Here is a 17856-nt window from a genome sequence, read left to right on the forward strand (position 1 = left end):
CTGCTGCTGCCATTTGGAAGCTTATCAATCAGTAACTAAGGACAAACTGCATCGACATGATGCCCCCACGCGGGGGGATCCGGTCGCCTCGCGCACGGGCGTGTGGCGCACCCGTCTTGCACTACCTCGCGCTCCGTAAGGTTCTCGTAAGTTTGGCGTGGTGAATGCCGCTTAAACAACAGCAAAGATTCACCACTATGACCCCATTTCAAATCATAAAGACCCGTGTTCAGCAATTGCGGAGCACCTATCCGCTATCGCCGCTGTCTCTGAGCGCGCTGGTGCTTGTATTTATTTTCTGCACAGCCAATGCCACATTCTGGACCATTGGTGCTGAAGTGTTTTCAGGTAGTCTGCTTTCGTTTGCAGGGTTCGGTTTGGCCATATTTTTGCTCACACTAGCATTTTTTTCGACGTTCGGTTTTCCTTGGACGGTCAAGCCCTTTCTGATTTTTATGCTCATCCTGAGCGCAGTGACTTCGTATTACATGGACACGCTCGGCGTGATCATAGACCGCGACATGATCCAGAATGTGATGGTCACTACGATCACGGAATCCAAGCACCTACTAACCGCCGGTTTCATCCTCCATGTGGTCCTGTTCGGCGCTCTGCCCGCCCTTGTTGTGGCAGCAGTCAGGGTAAAACGGTTCGGTCTGCTGCGCACTTCCCTTGTGCCAGTGCTGACGCTGACGTTGGGCATCGCGGTGGCGGCGGGCTTGCTTATGAGTGATCTCAAATCCTATTCGTCTATCCTGCGCGAACGTAAGGATTATATGAGCAGTTTCCAACCTGGTGCACCCTTGGTCGCTACGGTCCGTTATGCCAAAATGATGGCACGTTCTACCAATGTTATCGTGGCAGCAGTGGGCGAGGATGCAGTGAAAGGGGAGGCCTACAGTCCTGAACGCAAACCGTTGCTGACAATCGTTGTCGCGGGCGAGACAGCCCGCACACAGAATTTCAGCTTGAACGGCTACGGTGTGAAAACCAATCCGCGGCTTGAGCATTTGCCTGTCGTCAGTTTTACCGATGTCAGTTCTTGCGGGACAGCCACGGCGACCTCCCTGCCTTGTATGTTCTCGAAGTTTGACCGCGATGGATATTCCTATGAAAAAGGGATTTCGAACGAAAGTGTTCTGGATGTGCTGGATCACGCGGGTTTTCACGTTGAATGGTGGGACAACAACACCGGGGACAAAGGTATTGCCGCTCGCGTTCCCACCCGCAGCCTTACTCATGAAACAGACCCCGAATTTTGTGCCGCGGGTGAATGTATGGACGGCATTTTCATGAATGCGCTTGCTGAATACGCGGACACAATTACCGAGGATACAGTACTGGTGCTCCACCAGATCGGCAGCCATGGCCCCACCTATCACCTGCGCTACCCGGCGCAATTCGAGCGGTTCACCCCGGCATGCAATACTGCGGAGTTCAAGCTGTGCTCTCCCGACGAGATTGTAAATGCCTACGACAATACAATTGCCTACACAGACGAAATTCTGGCGCAGACAATCGAATTCCTTGATGCTCAAGAACGGCTTTCAACAGCACTCATCTATGTATCCGACCACGGTGAATCGCTGGGCGAAGCGGGACTGTACCTACATGGCTCCCCCTATTTCATGGCCCCCGCGACCCAGACAAAAGTACCGATGATCCTGTGGATGTCGCAAACCTTCACGGAGCAATTCGGCCTTGATAAAGATTGCCTTGCCGCAAAACGTGACGCACCTTTGTCACATGACAATCTGTTCCATTCCCTGTTGGGTATGCTGGATGTCCAGACCCAAGCCCGTACACCCGCTCTTGATCTGTTCGAGACGTGCCGTAACCACCAAAAGGTAGCCAGCAAATGAGCCTTCACCCGGACGCATCCCGCGCAAAACCCGATCGTGTCACAGGAATTGCGCATATCTTTGCCGCCACAGGCTATTCCATCGGCGGCATCCGCAGGCTGTGGCAGGAAACAGCGTTTCGGCATATTGTCCTTGGCCTTCCGGTTTGCACAGGAGTTCTGGCCCTCGCAGGCGCGCGCGTGCCCGATTACTGTGTTCTTGTGATCCTGTTTTTCGGTCTCGTTGCCACCGAGGCGCTGAACACGGCAATCGAGTGTATCGTGGACCACCTCGCGCCCCACTGGGCCGAGTTTGCCCGCGATGCAAAAGATCTCGGTTCGCTGGCGACGATGTGTATGCTGGCGGCCAATGGCGTGTTTGTGGGCCATGTTGTGTGGCGGGCGATAAGTGCCTGATCGGGACTTATAGATCATGTCCCACCTTTATTTGTCCGCGTGCAACATTGTAAGCTGCGCACATGCTACTCCGAAAAGGCCAAAACATTCATGCGCATCCTTTTGATCGAAGACGAGGCCGCGTTGGCCCGCCCGCTGCGCGAGCATCTAGAGGCAGATCAAAACATCGTAGAGTGGTTCAAGACGCTCGATGAGGCCGACAGTGCCATCCTTACGCTCGAATACGATGTTGTGTTGCTGGATCTTCACCTGCCTGACGGCGACGGTCTGTCATTCCTGAGCAGAGTGCGTGATCGCAATATCAGCACTCCAGTCATTATTCTGACAGCGCGAGACAAGGTATCCGACCGGATAGACGGCCTTAATCGCGGAGCGGATGACTATGTAATAAAACCTTTTGATCTGGACGAGGTAAAGGCGCGCATCCACTCTGTTTGTCGCCGCAGTGCGGAGCAAAGCACCCAGACCACATTGGTGCGCGATCTGAGCATTTGCCTGACCGATCACAGCGTGACGCGCGCAGGCAAAGCTGTCCGGCTGACAGCCAAGGAATGGAGCGTGCTCGAAGTGCTACTGCGTCGCAAATCGAAGATAGTACCAAAAGAAAGCCTTGAGGCAGCCGTTTACGCTTTCGGTGACGAGGTCGAAAGTAATGCACTGGAGGCTCATGTCAGCCGTCTGCGCGCTAAATTGGGTAAGGATCTGATCGTGACACATCGCGGCGTGGGATACATGCTCGCCCCATGAAAACACGCCCCACCAGTCTGCTGAATACCCTATTCCGGTCACTGCTGCTCCCTGGGTTTGTGGCCGCTATTTTGGGCGTATTCATCGTCTATAGCCTTGTGAAAGAGGAATACGACGAACTGCATGACATTGCATTGCTCAGTAAGGCGAATTTGCTGATGCAGGTTTTCGAGGCCCGGAACGTACCTGTCCGAGGTGCGTCTTTTGCGGATACTTCGAACCCGCTATTGTTCGAATTCGCATTCCTCAAACAAGGCGAGCGGACGGTGTTCTGGGTTCTGGGCCCCGGACAGGAAATCATCCAAAGCTCCCCTGATGCCGATCAAGGATTGCTGGCCGCGCGGATAAAAGACGGACTTGTTACCGCTTTTGATCACCGTATCGCGCAGGTGAGTACACCAGACGGACAATTAAGCGTGGTGGCCGCTGCCCCGATGGGGGAGCGCAACGAGGCGATCAGGGAGGTCGTCCTCGGAGTAAGCGCGGGTTTCATTCTGTTGGGCATGTTTGTCATCTTTGCTGCCTACCGCGCTGTTCGACGCTCAGCCAAAGTAATCGCGGATCTAAGCGCCGAAATCGGCACCAAAGATGCCCATGACCTTACCCCAATTGATCGCAAAAACACATTCTCCGAAATTGAGCCCGCGATTGATACAATCGACACGCTGATGAAGCGCCTTGACGCAACCCTTGCGGCAGAGCGGGCTTTTGCTACCAATGCGGCACATGAACTGCGAACGCCCGTCGCAATCTGTGTTGCCCACGTTCAACGGTTGCGTACTAAATTGAGCGATCCGGCTGCAATCGGCAGCGCGGCAGAGATCGAGCAGGCTCTCAAACGGCTAACGCGCCTGATCGAGCGTTTGCTGCAAATGTCGCGGGCGCAATCAGGGCTCGGCACTGCTGCTGCGCACAGCGATATCGCACCGGTGGTCAATCTTCTGCTGCGCGAACTGCGCGCGCGGGTGCCGTCCGATACCGATCTGTTAATCACACCGTCCAACGGCATATGGCGCAGTAATGTCGACCCCGACGCCATTGGGATCATTCTAAACAATCTTTTTGATAATGCCCTAAAACATGCCTTCGGTAGCAGCCCATTGGAAATCGATGCCTCCTGCGCGGGGCGCATCGTGATCTCGAATGATTGCGAGGCCCTAACGCCCGACAAACTGGGTGAAATTCAGGACCGGTTCGTGCGCAGCTCCCCTGCCGCCGAAGGCTTCGGCCTTGGTCTGTCGATCGTGCGCACGTTGTGTCAGCAATCAGGGAGCAGCTTGACGCTAAACTCGCCTCTTCCGGGGCAGACACGCGGGTTTTGTGCCATTTTGACCCTGCCAATCGACGGTAGCTAAAACAGACGGCAGCGCCAAGCATTGCGCCCCTTGTCAATGCGCGAGGTGCTACGGCACACTGGTGGAAACAAGTTCCAGAAAGCAAATCCATGACCCGCAAACACGCCCTAGACGCAGCCGCCACCTATTTTGACGACGGTACCCTCAAGAATGATCTGGCCGCTCTCGTCGCCTATCGCAGCGAAAGTCAGAACCCTGATCAGGTCGATGTGCTGCACGAATATCTTACAAAAGCGCTCCAGCCGCGTCTTGAGGCGATGAATTTCGAATGTGCGATCCATGACAACCCCGCGACCAGATTTTCGGGCGGTCCGTTTTTGATCGGTCACCGGATCGAAGATGAGGCTCTGCCAACGATCCTTACATACGGGCACGGCGATGTAATCTGGGGACAGGACGCAAAATGGCGCGAGGGACTTGAACCATTTTGCCTGACCGAAGAAGGTCCACGCTGGTACGGACGCGGCACGGCGGACAACAAGGTGCAGCATCTCATCAACATCGCAGCCTTGGAAGCAGTACTGGCTGTGCGCGGCAAGCTGGGTTTCAACGTCAAAATCGTGATTGAGACCAGCGAGGAAATGGGCTCTCCAGGGCTGAGCGAAATGATGTCACTGCACCGTGAGGCACTGGCGGCGGATGTGTTTATCGCCTCTGACGGCCCACGGCTGAGTGCGCAGCGCCCAACGATGTTCATGGGATCACGCGGCGCAATCAGTTTTGATCTCGAAGTTGATTTGAGGGTGGGTGCGCATCATTCGGGCAATTGGGGCGGATTGCTCGCCGATCCCGCGATCATCCTGTCGCATGCAATCGCAAGCATTACGGATGCCCGCGGGCAGATGCAAATTCCACAATGGCGCCCCGACAGCCTGACACCCGCCATTCGGAACGCCTTGCGTGATCTTCCCGTTGCAGACCAGAGCGTACCAGAGGTTGATACAGATTGGGGCGAAGCCGAGCTGACCCCGGCCGAGAGGGCATATGGCTGGAACAGTTTTTCAGTATTAGCGATGACATCCGGGATCCCCGAAGCGCCGGTAAACGCGATCGCAGCAAAGGCATGGGCGCGTTGCGCGCTGCGCTATGTGGTGGGCACGGATGTGGCGCGTATCCTGCCCGCCTTGCGTGAGCATCTGGACGCACGCGGATTTACCCAAGTAAAGGTGGTGCCTGTGGACAAGGGCGTCTTTGCCGCGACACGTCTGGACCCAGATCACCCTTGGGTCAGCTATGTCCGTGCGTCCTTGCGTGAGACAACAGGCAACGAGCCTCACGTTCTGCCCAATCTCGCCGGATCGCTGCCGAATGACTGTTTTGCCGATGTGCTGGGTTTGCCTACGATATGGATCCCCCATAGTTATCTGGGGTGTAACCAACATGCCCCAAACGAGCATGTTCTCAAATCGGTATGCCGCGAGGGGATGTTGGTGATGGCGGGTCTATTCTGGGATATCGGGACAGGCACGCCTGACCGTAAAACTGGATGACTTGCGAGATCAAAGGTGGCGCATTTCAGTAGGCGTTGAATTCAAACAACATCCGCGTCCGCTCCTCGGTGAGGGTGGTTTTGCAATTCATCTCTATCATTCCGTGTAGCGATCCACCCTCATAGGGGCTCGCATGAGCAGAGCAAGCCGCATCGCGGTAGGCGAGCCAAGTCCTTTGCGCGATCAGCAAGGCCTCGCCCTGCCCGATCGCCTCACCGAACTCGCGCGCTGATTTCCATGCATCGTTCAGCGCATCATCCGCAGTGCCGTATGCTTGGGCGGTGCAATCGTTCATCTCCTGCTGGGTGGTCGCGGCATCGCAAGATGGCTCTGACTGGGCCTTCAAGGGTGCGGCAGCGACTACAGCGACACAGACGGCAGCGGCACGCAGGGCGGAATATAACCATTTCGAAGGCGGAAAAGCCATGTCCTAATATCCTTAACTTTGTCTGTCTCGCGCACTCTAAACATCCTGTGTGATCTGGACCTGCGGCCGCGCCCCGCCCAATCCGGCAAAAGCCATCTGACGGCAGGAAAACACAATGACCTGCTGGTCAGCCGCCACACGGTGCAGCGCAGTGAACATCGCCATGATGCGGTTGTCATCAGAATAGACCAGCGCATCGTCCAGAATTACCGGCATAGGCTTGCCCTGTCGAGCAAACAGGCGGGCAAATGCAAGGCGGGTCAGGATGGCGATCTGCTCTTGGGTACCACCGCTGAGCACCTCCATCTGCTCCTCCGCCCCGCCCCGTGCCAAACCTTGTGGCAGCATGGAGGCCGGATCAAAGCTTAGGGCGGCATCCTCGTGCAGCAAAGCCAACAGTGGTGCCAGCTCTTGCTGGACCGGACCGAAATAGGCCTCCTGTGCGGCCCCCCGCTTTGAACGTAGCGTCTCGAGCAGCAAGGTCAGGCCAGCCGCCTCATGGGCAAAGCGTGCGGCGCGCTCATTGGCGGTCCGCATCAGTCCGGCAACCTCGTCGCGCTTTTCCTCCACACCATCCTCGGCGCGCGCACGAATTGTCGCGCTCAGATCGGCGCTGCGGGTACGCAGATCATTGTGCTCCTCCCGGTTGTTATACGCCACGCTTCTGGCGCGGGTCAGATCCGCCTGCGCACTTGCCAAATCAGGAGCTTGGGCGCGAATATCCGCTGCAACGCTGCGGGCAGCAAGCGCTGCGGCCTGTGCGGCCACATGCCTGCGAGCCGCATCAGACTGTCGTTGCGCAAAGGTTTCTGCGTCACCATATGCGGCGGTTGCTGTATGAAATAGCGCCTGTGCTGCCTCGTATCTGGCGGTGGCCTGCACACTGGCCGTACGGGCGCCATCGCGCAAATCGCGAGCCACCTCATATTGGCGTCGCGCGGCCTGCTCGTCTTGTTGTGCGGCCTCAAGAACGGTTTCGACCAGCGCAGGATCAACAGGTGTCTCCGCATCAGGCGTGCGTAGACTGTCGAGCGCGGCCTTGGCCTGCACGAGCGCACTTTGCATTTGCGCCATACCTTGCGGGGCCAACGTCTCGATTATGCGGGTCAAAAGCGCGCATTCCGACGCGGTCTCGGTCCGCTGTGCGGCCGCTATCCGCGCGGCATGGGTATCCTCCATGCCAACCTGCGCAAGCGCACTGTCCAATGTTCGCTGTGCCCTCTCGATCTGGGCTGTGTCTGCTGCTGCAGCACCTGGATCGAGGATCATGCGCCCGATCCCCGGCAGTTCAAACACCTGCCGCCTATCAATGGAATGACCTCCCGCGCCGAGTGGAACATCGCCCGACAGCACCCTGCCCGCCCCCTCGTAAGACAGATGCATTTGCACTCCGCCCGCTGCGCGCTCGGCGGTGATGCGCAGCAGTTCTGCCTCCGCTTTCTCGATGCGGGCAAGTGCCTGCGGCGTCACAAGCAACGTTTCAAGGGCAGCCGTGAGCTGTTCCAGCGCAATGCGTTTCTCGTTCACCTGTCCAACCTGCGCCAAGAGACCGGCATGTTTTTCAGCAGCGCTCCGGCGCAAAGCATGGTTCTGAGCAGCCTCTTTGGCAACTTGCGCCTTTGCAAGGGCGGCGCCGGTGCGGGTGATGCTGGCCTGTGCCAGATCAGCGGCTTCCTGTGCAACAACCGCCTTTTCCTGCGTCTCCTCGCGGATCTTTTCCGCCTGCTCCAACGCGATCTGCGCCATCTCCAACCGCTCCGCAGCAGTGAGCAATCCATTCAGCTTTGTCGCAGCTGCCTCCAGCTCGAGTTGCCGCAGGCTGGCATTGGCTTCCGCCTGTTCGATTTTTTGGGAATGCGCCTGTGCGGCCTCAAAGCGGATCTGCGCCTGCTCCAGATCCTTTTCGATGGCCTCCTTTGCGCCCGGCGCATTAAGGACTGCGAGGCGGGCGGCCACCTCGCGGCGCTGCACCAGCGCCTGTGACAATGCACGACAAGCTAAATCAAGTTCTGCATGATGCGCCTCAAAGGTCTGCGCCTGCGTCAACGCCTCTTTCCACGGGCCATTCGCTTTTGGCTGTCCGGTCGTGGTCGCAAGACGGGCCAGGGCCTGTGTCGCGGCCTCGATCACACGGTCCATGCGACGGCCTCCCGTGATCATGTCGATCTCCCCCGCGACCGATGATAATAGATTGCGCCTTGCGCCCAGAAGACCGTCCTTTTCGGTTTTGCTGCTGCCCGCAGGCTCCAGCGCGGTAATCCCCTGACGCACCCACAAAAGACCGGCAGGTCCCTCAAGGCCGCTGCCCATCAGCTGCCCGATCCAATTTTCCGCCTCGTCATCAAGGGCGATAAGTGTGCCTGCGGCATCATGGACGGAGGCACGTTTTTGCGACAGATACGACTTTTCAACTGTATAGCGTCCTGCAGGCAGTTCGATCTCGGCACGGACCCGCACCGCACCTCCGCTGCGCGGCTGCAGGGATTTAACCTCGCGGGTGGCGGCACCATATTTAAGAAAGAACAGGGCATGCAGCGCATCGAAGAATGTCGATTTGCCGAACTCGTTTGCTTGCGCCACAACACTTACACCGTCGCCAAGACCACTGATTGTAGCAGTCCGGCCTGCAAATTTGCGCACGTTCGTAAGGGTGAGACTGCGCAGTTTCATGCGTCCTGCTCCGCTACAAAGGAATAAAGCTGGGACAGCGCGGTGGCCGCTATAGCGCGGTCCGCAGCGGACATATCCGCATCCTGAGCGGAAGTCACAAGGGATTGAGCAGCGTGACGCAGTGCGCCGCCTGATGGGTCGATCGCCTCAAGGTCGGCAACATCATGTGCCAGACGGACATCCACCAGATCATGTGTCAGTGTTAAAAAGTCGGGGGCCACCCGCGCAAGCGCCTGCGTCAGCACCTGCATTTGCCGCACCCCGAGGCGGCCCTGCGCTACGACATGCATCAGGGTATCGCGGCGCGAGGAAAGCTCGGGCAGCAGGTCCGCAACCAACGCCCCGCAATCCTCTTGCGGGGTCAACTCGAGTGTTTCGCGCTGCCATGCGATTTCGCCTGTGGGTATTGGCGTGACCGCTGGGGTAGCACCCGCACCTGCGATGGCGACCGACAGGGCCGTACCGCTGTGAGGGTGCTTGAAGCTGTCGGGCTCGGGCGTACCGGAGTACCATGTGTTCGCACTAACCCTGATCTGGCCGTGCCAATCGCCCAACCCCAAATAATCAAGACCTGCGCGTATGGCGCGGTCGGGTGCAATCGTACCATTTGGCCCGTCGGCAGCGACCGACCCGAGGCTTGCGAAATCATGGATACCGCCATGGCCAAGACCGATGCGAATGCTCCCCTCCGGTGTGGCCTGCGCCATATCAACCGTCAGATCGCGCCCGGGATTGCGGGCTGTGCAGGGAGCGGGCAACACATGTGCGCGCCCTAGTGCGATCGCCTCGGGCGTCAGTGCAAGGATCACATTGTCGGGCCTGTCGCGCTGGATGGTCTGCCAAAGTTCACTTGCCGTCAGGCTATCGTGGTTCCCGGGCATCAACACCCATGTGATATCCGCCGCCTGCTGCATGGCATTGAGCGCATGACGCGTCACTGTGGGCGCAGGAGTTTCCTGATCGAACGTATCTCCAGCCAGGACTACGATAGTTGCGCCGTCGGCTCGCGCCGCCTGTGCGAGGCGGGCCAACACGCCGTGCCGCGCCTGCCGCAAACGCCCGCGCACGTCCTCCCCGTGGCGACCAAATGGCTTTCCTAAATGCAGGTCGGAGGTATGGATAAAACGGAACATCGGTTGCCTCCGGCAGTGATCGTCAGGAAAGACAGTTTGGTCGCCGTGGCGCACAATGGTCAAGCGGCGATTGGTGGATCCGCACAAACCAATTTTTAAGGGACTTGAACCAAACCGCTGATTTATGCGTTTGTTGATTAAAGCCATTTGAAAGGGCAAAAAACATTGGAAGATCTCACCTCGATCCGCCGCTCGCTACAATTTTTATGCGTTATTGCCCTTTTTGTAACAGCCTATTTTGCCAAAGATCTAATTCTGCCCGTTTTGTTGGGATTTCTTTTGGCCCTCACACTAAGTCCACTTTCGCGCGCGCTGGGGCGTGCTGGAATTTCAAATGGTGTGTCCGCTGCCCTTCTCGTGGGGATGTCGGGGAGCATCATCTTGCTGTTGATGGGCACATCGGCGAGCACAATCGCCCTTTGGTCAGACGAGCTTCCGTCGATTGGCGCGCAGGTACAGTCCAAGCTACGCGGCATGGCCGACACCGTCGAAACTGTGCGACGTGCCACCGAGGAAGTCGAGAAAATGGGCGAAAGCGCAGGCGCTGCGCAAGAAGTCGTGGTCAAACAGCCCGGCCTGCTGAGCAGCGCGATGAGCACGGGTATGAAGCTGGGCGGCACAATGGCTGTCACGCTGATCCTCGCGCTTTTTCTGCTCGCTTCGGGCAACATGTTCTATCTCAAACTGGTCCAGTCATTCCAGACACTCTCCGGCAAGAAACGCGCGCTGAGTGCGGTCTATGATGTCGAACGGCGGATTTCACGGTATCTGCTGACCATCACTGTTATCAACGCAGTTCTCGGCGTGTTTGTCGGGCTCTTTTTGTGGATGCTCGGCTTGCCCGGGGCGCACATTTTCGGAGTGGCGGCCTTCTTGCTCAACTTCCTCCCATATATCGGGGGCGTAATTGGTGCAGTTTTAGCAGGCGCCTATGCGATCATCAGCTTTGATACCGTCGGCTATGCGCTGTTGGCGCCTATCGGTTATATGTTTCTGACCACAATGGAGGGGCAACTGATTACACCTTGGTTGGTCGGCAAGCGCCTCGAGTTGAACACGGTCGCGGTGTTCCTCACGGTGGTTCTGTGGGGTTGGCTTTGGGGAATAGCGGGCGCGTTGATCGCGGTGCCGTTTCTGGTGGTCTTCAAGGTGGTCTGCGAAAATGTCACTGCGCTTCACATCTTCAGTAACTTCCTCGACAATCGCGTGGAGCGAACGGATCTTGAACTGGGAAGGGATGTGCGCACTGCCTCACAAGACAGTGCGCCGCCCACGTCAACCGGCCAGTGACGGCAGCCAAAGGACAATCGCCGGAAAGGCCACCAGCAAGGCAATTGTGATAGCATCCGCGACAAAGAATGGCATGACCCCTTTGAACACGTCCTGAACGGTCAGATCATCCCGCACCCCCGCTACGACAAAGCAGTTGAGGCCAATAGGCGGGGTGATCAGACAAAATTCGGCCATTTTGACCACCAGTATGCCGAACCAGATCGCACACATCGGGCCAGACATGCCAAAAGCAGAGTCTGCCGCCGCGACATTCTCGCCCCCGTTGAGGGCCATCACAGCGGGATAAACAACAGGCAGCGTCAGCAGCAGCATGCCAATCGCATCCATAAACATGCCCAGAACCGCATAGGCGAGCAGGATGAATATGAGGATCATCATCGGCGCCATATCAAGGGATGTGATCCAGTCGGCAAATGCCGCCGGCAGTTCGGCAAAGCCCAGAAACCGCACATAGATCAGTACGCCCCAGATGATCGAGAAGATCATCACAGTGAGTTTGGCCGTATCAAGCAACGCGGACTTAAGCTCGGCCCACCGCATGCCGCGATAGAGCGCCATCAGAAAGATGATGAATGCGCCGATTGCGCCGCCTTCGGTGGGGGTTCCCCATGCATCGCCGAAGGGGTTGTAGACGAAGAAAATGATAATCACGACCACTGCCACGATCGGCAGCGCGGGTGGTAGCGACTCAAAGCGTTGTTTCCACGTGAACCCTCCAATCGGAGGGCCGACGTTCTTCCAGACCACCGCAATGGTGATGATCATTATGGTGTAGACTAGCGCGGAAAACGCACCGGGGATAAATCCTGCAAGCAGAAGCTTGCCCACGTCCTGCTCAACGATGATCGCGTAGATCACCAGAATGGCGGAGGGTGGGATCAGCGAGGCAAGAGTGCCCGCGGCCGCAACAACACCGGCAGCAAATTGTTTATTATAGCCATTTTCAAGCATCTCGGGGATGGCAATGCGTGCAAACACGGCCGAGGTTGCGACCGACGCACCGGAGACTGCGGCAAATCCTGCGGTCGCAAATACTGTGGCCACCGCAAGACCGCCAGGCACCCACGCGATCCAACGTTTCGCCGCCTCGAACAGAGCCTTTGTCAGACCGGCGTAATACGCAAGGTAGCCGATAAGAATGAAGGTGGGGATCAGGCTTAGGGCCTGACTTGCCACTTTTGAATGGGGTACCTGTCCTGCAGTTTTGGTGGCCACGGTGAGCGCCCATGTAAACTGGCTCGGATCATAGCCCTTTTTGGCCCAGAAAATCCAGATCAGCCCGATAAGCCCTGCCATAGCGGCAGCAAAGGCCACGCGCATTCCCAGCACGACCATAACCAACAGGCCGATGGAGACGGCAATACCGATGTCGATAGGTTCCATTATGCTTGCTCCCGGCCTGTAACGGCTGCCGCTTCACGCGCGGCGATTGTTGCGGCGTCCTCGATCATCGGGACGGCCACGGGTGTGTCAGTGCCGGAAATCACGGCCTTGCCATAAGAAGTTAGCTGTATGCACAGGCGCATGGCCAACACAGTAAATGCCATTGGCACCACCAGTTTGGCAGGCCAGACAGGCAGCTTGATATCAATGGTGCTGTCACGGCTCCACAAAGGGGCGGCAAAATCGAAACTGCGCTGGAAATGCGCCCAAGAGCCCCAAATGAGAAGTAAAATCAGCACCAGCACCAGAAAGGTTGTCACAAATTCGGCCGACCATAACAGGCGGCCCCGCAAGCGCCCCACAAGGATATCCATGCGGATATGTCCGCCATCGCGCTGGGTATAGCTGATGCCCATGATCGCAATGAGCGGCATCGTGATCTCGATCCAGTCAACGTAACCGCGCACGGGACTGTCGAAAATATTGCGCCCCCCTACTGAATAAACGGCGAGGAACATGAGCGCGAAAACTGCCAGTCCGCTGATCAATCCGAAAAATTGCTCCAGCTTGAGAAGCGTCTGATCCATACGGCTCAGCAGGCTGTCATCTGTAAGCACCGAGGCTTTGAGCGCCATGGCGGTAATCCTTTGTTCTGGTCGGGTGTCATCGTGGTAGCTGTGACATGCAAAAAGCGCGCCCGCAAAAGCAGGCGCGCCATGTAAACGCAGGGTAATTATTTACCCAGGGTCTCGATCACCAGATCGTAGAGTTCTTGCGCAGGCAGGCCGCGTGCGTTGTTCTCTTCAATCCATTTTGCTGCGACCGGACCAGCTGCAAGTTCGCGGAATTCGGCCAGACGCTCGGGGTTGTAGTTGATTACCTCAACACCCTTCTCCTCCAGCAACGGCCCCCATTTACCCATGGTCTCGTTGTTATAATAATCGATGTAATAGGCCAGCGACTCGTCCACGGAGCCCAGCAGTGCTTCACGTTCGCTGTCTGACAGCGCATTGAGCGCGTCAGTGTTCACAACGATCGGGCAGTTCACCGTGCCTGGGTTCAAATCAGCAGTCCACCACTTTGCGACTTCCATGATGCCGAACGACATATGGGCGTGCGGAGCAAAGGCGATAGATTTTACAATACCTGAGTCAACCGCCTGACGCGCCTCCTCGGATGTCACCGACGTCGGAACAGCACCGGCAAGTGTCATGGCCTCACCAATACCGCCAGTCGCCCGCACGGTCAGACCTTTGAAATCCGCGATGGTGGAAGGCGCGTCACCCACACCGGCAAGGTTGTATTGCGGCATCGGCGAAGGCATCAACAACGTCGCGTTCCAGCGACCCAGATCCGCGATTGTAGCAGGGTGCGCGTAGATCGCTTTGGACACAGCAACTTCTTCTTCAAGTGTGCTTACCCCGAGGAAGGGCAGTTCAAGCACGGTGATCGAAGGGTTTTTGTCTGCGTGGTAGCCCGCACAAAACTGCGCCATCTCGAACGCACCGATTGAAATACCGTCAAGGTTCTCGGTGTTCTTGGACAGACCGCCGTAGCTGATGTTCATGGTGAACTCGCCGTTGGTCTTCTCCGAAACCAGCTCGGCCATTTTCTCGACATGCTCGGTGAAGGCGCGGCGCTTACCCCAGACCGATACATTCCATTCGGTTGCAGCAGCTTCTGTCACAAAGGCAAAGCTCAGCGCGGCAATTGCAGCGCTCGACATATATTTATTCATTGGTGGTTCTCCCCTAGAGATCATTCAGTTCATATTCTTGTGGATCATCAAGGGGGGGGGCCAAGTGCGGCAAACCCCCTTCCGTCCTATTCACCCAAAAAGCAAAAGCACGCTGCCCTGCCCGTTTGGCCGTACCATACAAAAGCGCACCGCATGGCATGTTGCAACGAAATACTGCCCCAGCTCTACTTTTTACTAGCACACGTTTAAATTCAAATAGTTACTCTAGGTCATACGTACTTCGCAACTGGCAACCGACCTGCTGCTGTGTGGATTTCCGCACATCTGATTTACCGCTGCCGCCTCCGCTGGGATGCCTGTATGTGATATTTACAAAAATAGGGGTGATATTGGTAAATAATTTACAACTCGCTGCACCAACCGCGTCTTGATTGTTTCCTTCCCCTTCCAGACGGTTATGATCCTGTTTGACCACGGAACAAGCGCCCGCACAGACGGACCTGTACCGCAAGGCACGCACTCGGGAGGAACCAATCATGTCCAGCACAACCGCAAAAACCTATTCACCTTCAAAAGCCATGGCAGACGCTGCCCATGTCAACGCCGATCGCTACGACAGGATGTATGCGGATTCGCTCGCAGATCCCGACGGGTTCTGGCGCGAACAAGCAGCGCGTGTAGATTGGATCACGCCTTTTACCGAAGTGTCAGATGTTGATTTCACTCTGGGGAATGTCTCAATCAATTGGTTCGCTGATGGTCAACTCAACGTTGCCGCCAACTGCATTGACCGCCATCTGGCCACCCGCGCCGACCAGACTGCAATCATCTGGGAGCCTGACAGCCCGACAGATGAAGCCCTGCACATCACATACCGCGATCTGCATGCTGGCACTTGCAAAATGGCAAATATCCTCAAGGATCTGGGAGTAGGACGCGGTGACCGGGTCGTTATCTATATGCCGATGATCCCTGAGGCGGCATTTGCCATGCTGGCCTGTGCCCGCATTGGCGCGATCCATTCCATTGTTTTTGCCGGATTTTCTCCGGATGCGCTGGCCGCACGGGTCAACGGCTGCGAGGCAAAGGTCGTGATCACCGCCGACTACGCGCCGCGCGGTGGCAAGGCGACCCCCCTGAAAACCAACGCGGATCAGGCGCTGCTGCATTGCAAGGATACCGTGAAATGTCTGGTCGTCAAACGTACCGGCGGTCAGACCACATGGACCGAAGGTCGCGATTACGACTACAACGCGCTGTCCAAAACTGCTGCGGATACCTGCCACGTTGAACCGATGAACGCCGAAGATCCGCTGTTCATCCTCTACACCTCCGGCTCGACCGGACAGCCAAAGGGCGTTGTACACTCAACAGGCGGCTATCTGGTTTATGCAGCACTGACGCACGAGACGACGTTTGATTATAAGGACGGCGATGTTTTCTGGTGCACCGCTGACGTAGGTTGGGTCACCGGCCACAGCTACATCGTTTATGGACCGCTCGCAAACGGTGCGACAACGGTGATGTTCGAAGGGGTGCCCACTTATCCCGATGCGAGCCGCTTTTGGCAGGTGTGCGAAAAGCACAAGGTAAACCAGTTCTATACCGCACCCACAGCGATCCGCGCGCTCATGGGTCAGGGCGATGATTTCGTAAAGGGTGCGGATCTGAGTAGCCTGCGCATCCTCGGCACCGTTGGGGAACCGATCAACCCCGAAGCGTGGAACTGGTACAACGATGTTATCGGCGGAGGGCGTTGTCCCATCGTAGATACATGGTGGCAAACAGAGACAGGCGGCCATCTGATGACCCCCCTGCCCGGCGCGCATGCGATGAAGCCAGGTTCTGCCATGAAGCCGTTTTTTGGCATCAAACCTGTCGTACTGGAACCGACCACTGCCGAAGTGCTGGAGGGTAATCCTGCCGAAGGCGTGTTGTGTATTGCAAGCAGTTGGCCGGGACAGATGCGCACCGTCTGGGGTGATCACGAGCGTTTCGAAAAGACTTATTTCGCGGATTATCCCGGCTATTACTTTACCGGTGACGGATGCAAGCGAGATGCGGACGGAGATTACTGGATTACGGGACGCGTCGATGATGTGATAAACGTCTCAGGACACAGGATGGGCACAGCCGAGGTGGAATCGGCCCTTGTCGCACACCCTAAAGTCGCGGAAGCAGCCGTTGTTGGATATCCCCACGCGATCAAGGGCCAAGGCATTTACTGCTATGTCACCCTCATGGGCGGCGAAGAGTATACTGACGAATTACGCGCGGAACTGCGTAAATGGGTTCGCACTGAAATCGGCCCCATCGCCTCACCGGACCTGATCCAATGGGCACCGGGCCTGCCCAAGACCCGTTCAGGCAAGATCATGCGCCGTATTCTGCGCAAGATTGCTGAGAACGATCATGCCACGCTGGGCGATACATCAACACTGGCAGACCCGTCAGTCGTGGATGATCTGGTCAAAAACCGGATGAACAGCTGATTGAGCGGCAATTGCGAGATCAAAGGCGTCCCGATCGGGGCGCCTTTCTTGTATGAACACGGGCCTTCGCCGCGGCCCAGAGTTCGATAGAGAAGTGATACCATTTGAGATATACTAGACACCTTACTGAGATCAGAGCCGGGGTGAACCATTCAACAGTCGCTGACAGCTTTCAGCTTGCCCGCGACGTCCTGTGACCCAACCTGACCAAGCGCCCATAGACCCGCTTCACTATTCACCCACACACTCTTAAAACTTTCGCCACCGATGTCTTCCTTCTGACAATTCAGTGCTATGTAATGCTCATGAACGCGGGGCTGTAGGCGGCATCGCGGACTGGACAATTGCGACGCCTCATGACACCGCTGCGTCCTATGGAGAGACAGATGCACAGCTTTACCCCCGATCCAACACGTACAACTGATTTGCGCCGTGCACTGGGGCAGTTCGGCACGGGCGTTGCCCTGATCACCGCACAAACGGATGCAGGACCGCTGGGGATGACTGCCAACTCATTCTCTTCTGTATCGCTTGATCCGCCGCTGGTGCTTTGGTCGGCGGCGCGCACGTCAAAGCGGCATGATCCCTTCGCGCAAGCCGCCGCCTTCTGCATCCATGTTCTGAGCGCCGATCAACAGGATGTAGCAATGCATTTTGCCGCGCAGGGTCATGACTTTAGCCCTTATCCGTATGATGCGGGACCTAACGGCGCGCCCACCCTTCATGGCTGCCTTGCGACGTTCCACTGCGACACATATGCGGTGCACGTTGCGGGGGATCACTCGATCATTCTGGGCCAGATCACTGCGGCTGCAATCCAGCCGGATGAACGCGACGGTTTGTTGTTCAAGCGCGGCGGGTTTGGACTGTTCACCCCCGCCGCTTCTTAGCAGTCACTCACCTCAGAGCG

At 57.0% G+C, this 17856-nt stretch carries 14 protein-coding genes; 8 read left to right on the forward strand and 6 right to left on the reverse strand.

All coding sequences use genetic code 11. The annotated features are described in order from the left end of the window. Positions 1-197: 197 nt before the first annotated feature. The 5 genes from C8N30_RS17010 (at position 198) to C8N30_RS17030 (ending at position 5849) form a co-directional block, all read left to right on the forward strand. Positions 198-1862 carry a phosphoethanolamine transferase gene (locus C8N30_RS17010; RefSeq protein ID WP_025061593.1) on the forward strand — a complete coding sequence of 555 codons (1665 nt, stop codon included), beginning with the start codon at positions 198-200 and terminating at the stop codon, positions 1860-1862. After that, a complete protein-coding gene (locus C8N30_RS17015) occupies positions 1859-2257 on the forward strand; it encodes a diacylglycerol kinase (protein WP_025061592.1) in 399 nt (132 codons plus the stop codon). Before C8N30_RS17010 ends, C8N30_RS17015 begins: the two co-directional genes overlap by 4 nt. 90 nt (positions 2258-2347) lie before the next feature. Continuing rightward, entirely contained in the window at positions 2348-3004 is a 657-nt protein-coding gene (locus tag C8N30_RS17020; protein ID WP_025061591.1) for a response regulator, read from the forward strand. Further along, positions 3001-4359: a sensor histidine kinase gene (locus C8N30_RS17025; RefSeq protein ID WP_025061590.1), complete on the forward strand. Its 1359-nt coding sequence runs from the start codon at positions 3001-3003 to the stop codon at positions 4357-4359. Before C8N30_RS17020 ends, C8N30_RS17025 begins: the two co-directional genes overlap by 4 nt. Before the next feature lie 89 nt (positions 4360-4448). Beyond that, on the forward strand, positions 4449-5849 hold the full coding sequence (locus C8N30_RS17030) for a M20 family metallopeptidase (RefSeq protein ID WP_025061589.1): 1401 nt from the start codon (positions 4449-4451) through the stop codon (positions 5847-5849). 25 nt (positions 5850-5874) lie between these two features. Here C8N30_RS17030 and C8N30_RS17035 read toward each other — a convergent pair whose 3' ends face one another. From C8N30_RS17035 to C8N30_RS17045, 3 genes are read right to left on the reverse strand one after another with little or no spacing between them, the layout of a single operon-like run. After that, on the reverse strand, positions 5875-6276 hold the full coding sequence (locus tag C8N30_RS17035) for a lysozyme inhibitor LprI family protein (RefSeq protein ID WP_025061588.1): 402 nt from the start codon (positions 6274-6276) through the stop codon (positions 5875-5877). Positions 6277-6312: 36 nt separating this feature from the next. Further along, positions 6313-8946, reverse strand: coding sequence for an AAA family ATPase (locus tag C8N30_RS17040; protein ID WP_025061587.1), 2634 nt, complete (start codon positions 8944-8946; stop codon positions 6313-6315). After that, entirely contained in the window at positions 8943-10079 is a 1137-nt protein-coding gene (locus tag C8N30_RS17045; protein WP_025061586.1) for a metallophosphoesterase family protein, read from the reverse strand. The genes C8N30_RS17040 and C8N30_RS17045 overlap by 4 nt, the downstream gene beginning before the upstream one ends. 165 nt (positions 10080-10244) lie before the next feature. Between C8N30_RS17045 and C8N30_RS17050 the strand changes: the two genes are divergently transcribed. Next, on the forward strand, positions 10245-11369 hold the full coding sequence (locus tag C8N30_RS17050) for an AI-2E family transporter (protein WP_025061585.1): 1125 nt from the start codon (positions 10245-10247) through the stop codon (positions 11367-11369). Here C8N30_RS17050 and C8N30_RS17055 read toward each other — a convergent pair. The 3 genes from C8N30_RS17055 to dctP all read right to left on the reverse strand — a co-directional run bounded on the left by C8N30_RS17055 (position 11355) and on the right by dctP (position 14493). Continuing rightward, positions 11355-12755 (reverse strand): TRAP transporter large permease, encoded by a 1401-nt coding sequence (locus tag C8N30_RS17055; protein ID WP_025061584.1) that lies wholly within the window; start codon positions 12753-12755, stop codon positions 11355-11357. The two genes, C8N30_RS17050 and C8N30_RS17055, sit on opposite strands and share 15 nt — an antisense overlap. Then, positions 12755-13390 (reverse strand): TRAP transporter small permease subunit, encoded by a 636-nt coding sequence (locus C8N30_RS17060; protein ID WP_025061583.1) that lies wholly within the window; start codon positions 13388-13390, stop codon positions 12755-12757. The genes C8N30_RS17055 and C8N30_RS17060 overlap by 1 nt, the downstream gene beginning before the upstream one ends. 98 nt (positions 13391-13488) lie before the next feature. Then, a complete protein-coding gene (gene dctP / locus C8N30_RS17065) occupies positions 13489-14493 on the reverse strand; it encodes a TRAP transporter substrate-binding protein DctP (protein WP_025061582.1) in 1005 nt (334 codons plus the stop codon). A 497-nt stretch (positions 14494-14990) separates the two neighbouring features. Here dctP and acs point away from each other — a divergent pair, with 497 nt between their 5' ends. Next, positions 14991-16946 carry an acetate--CoA ligase gene (acs, locus tag C8N30_RS17070; protein ID WP_025061581.1) on the forward strand — a complete coding sequence of 652 codons (1956 nt, stop codon included), beginning with the start codon at positions 14991-14993 and terminating at the stop codon, positions 16944-16946. 386 nt (positions 16947-17332) lie between these two features. Beyond that, positions 17333-17836: a flavin reductase family protein gene (locus C8N30_RS17075; protein WP_051567124.1), complete on the forward strand. Its 504-nt coding sequence runs from the start codon at positions 17333-17335 to the stop codon at positions 17834-17836. Positions 17837-17856 lie beyond the last annotated feature (20 nt).

It is taken from the genome of Sulfitobacter guttiformis (assembly GCF_003610455.1).
In the GTDB taxonomy this organism is placed as follows: Bacteria; Pseudomonadota; Alphaproteobacteria; order Rhodobacterales; family Rhodobacteraceae; genus Sulfitobacter; species Sulfitobacter guttiformis.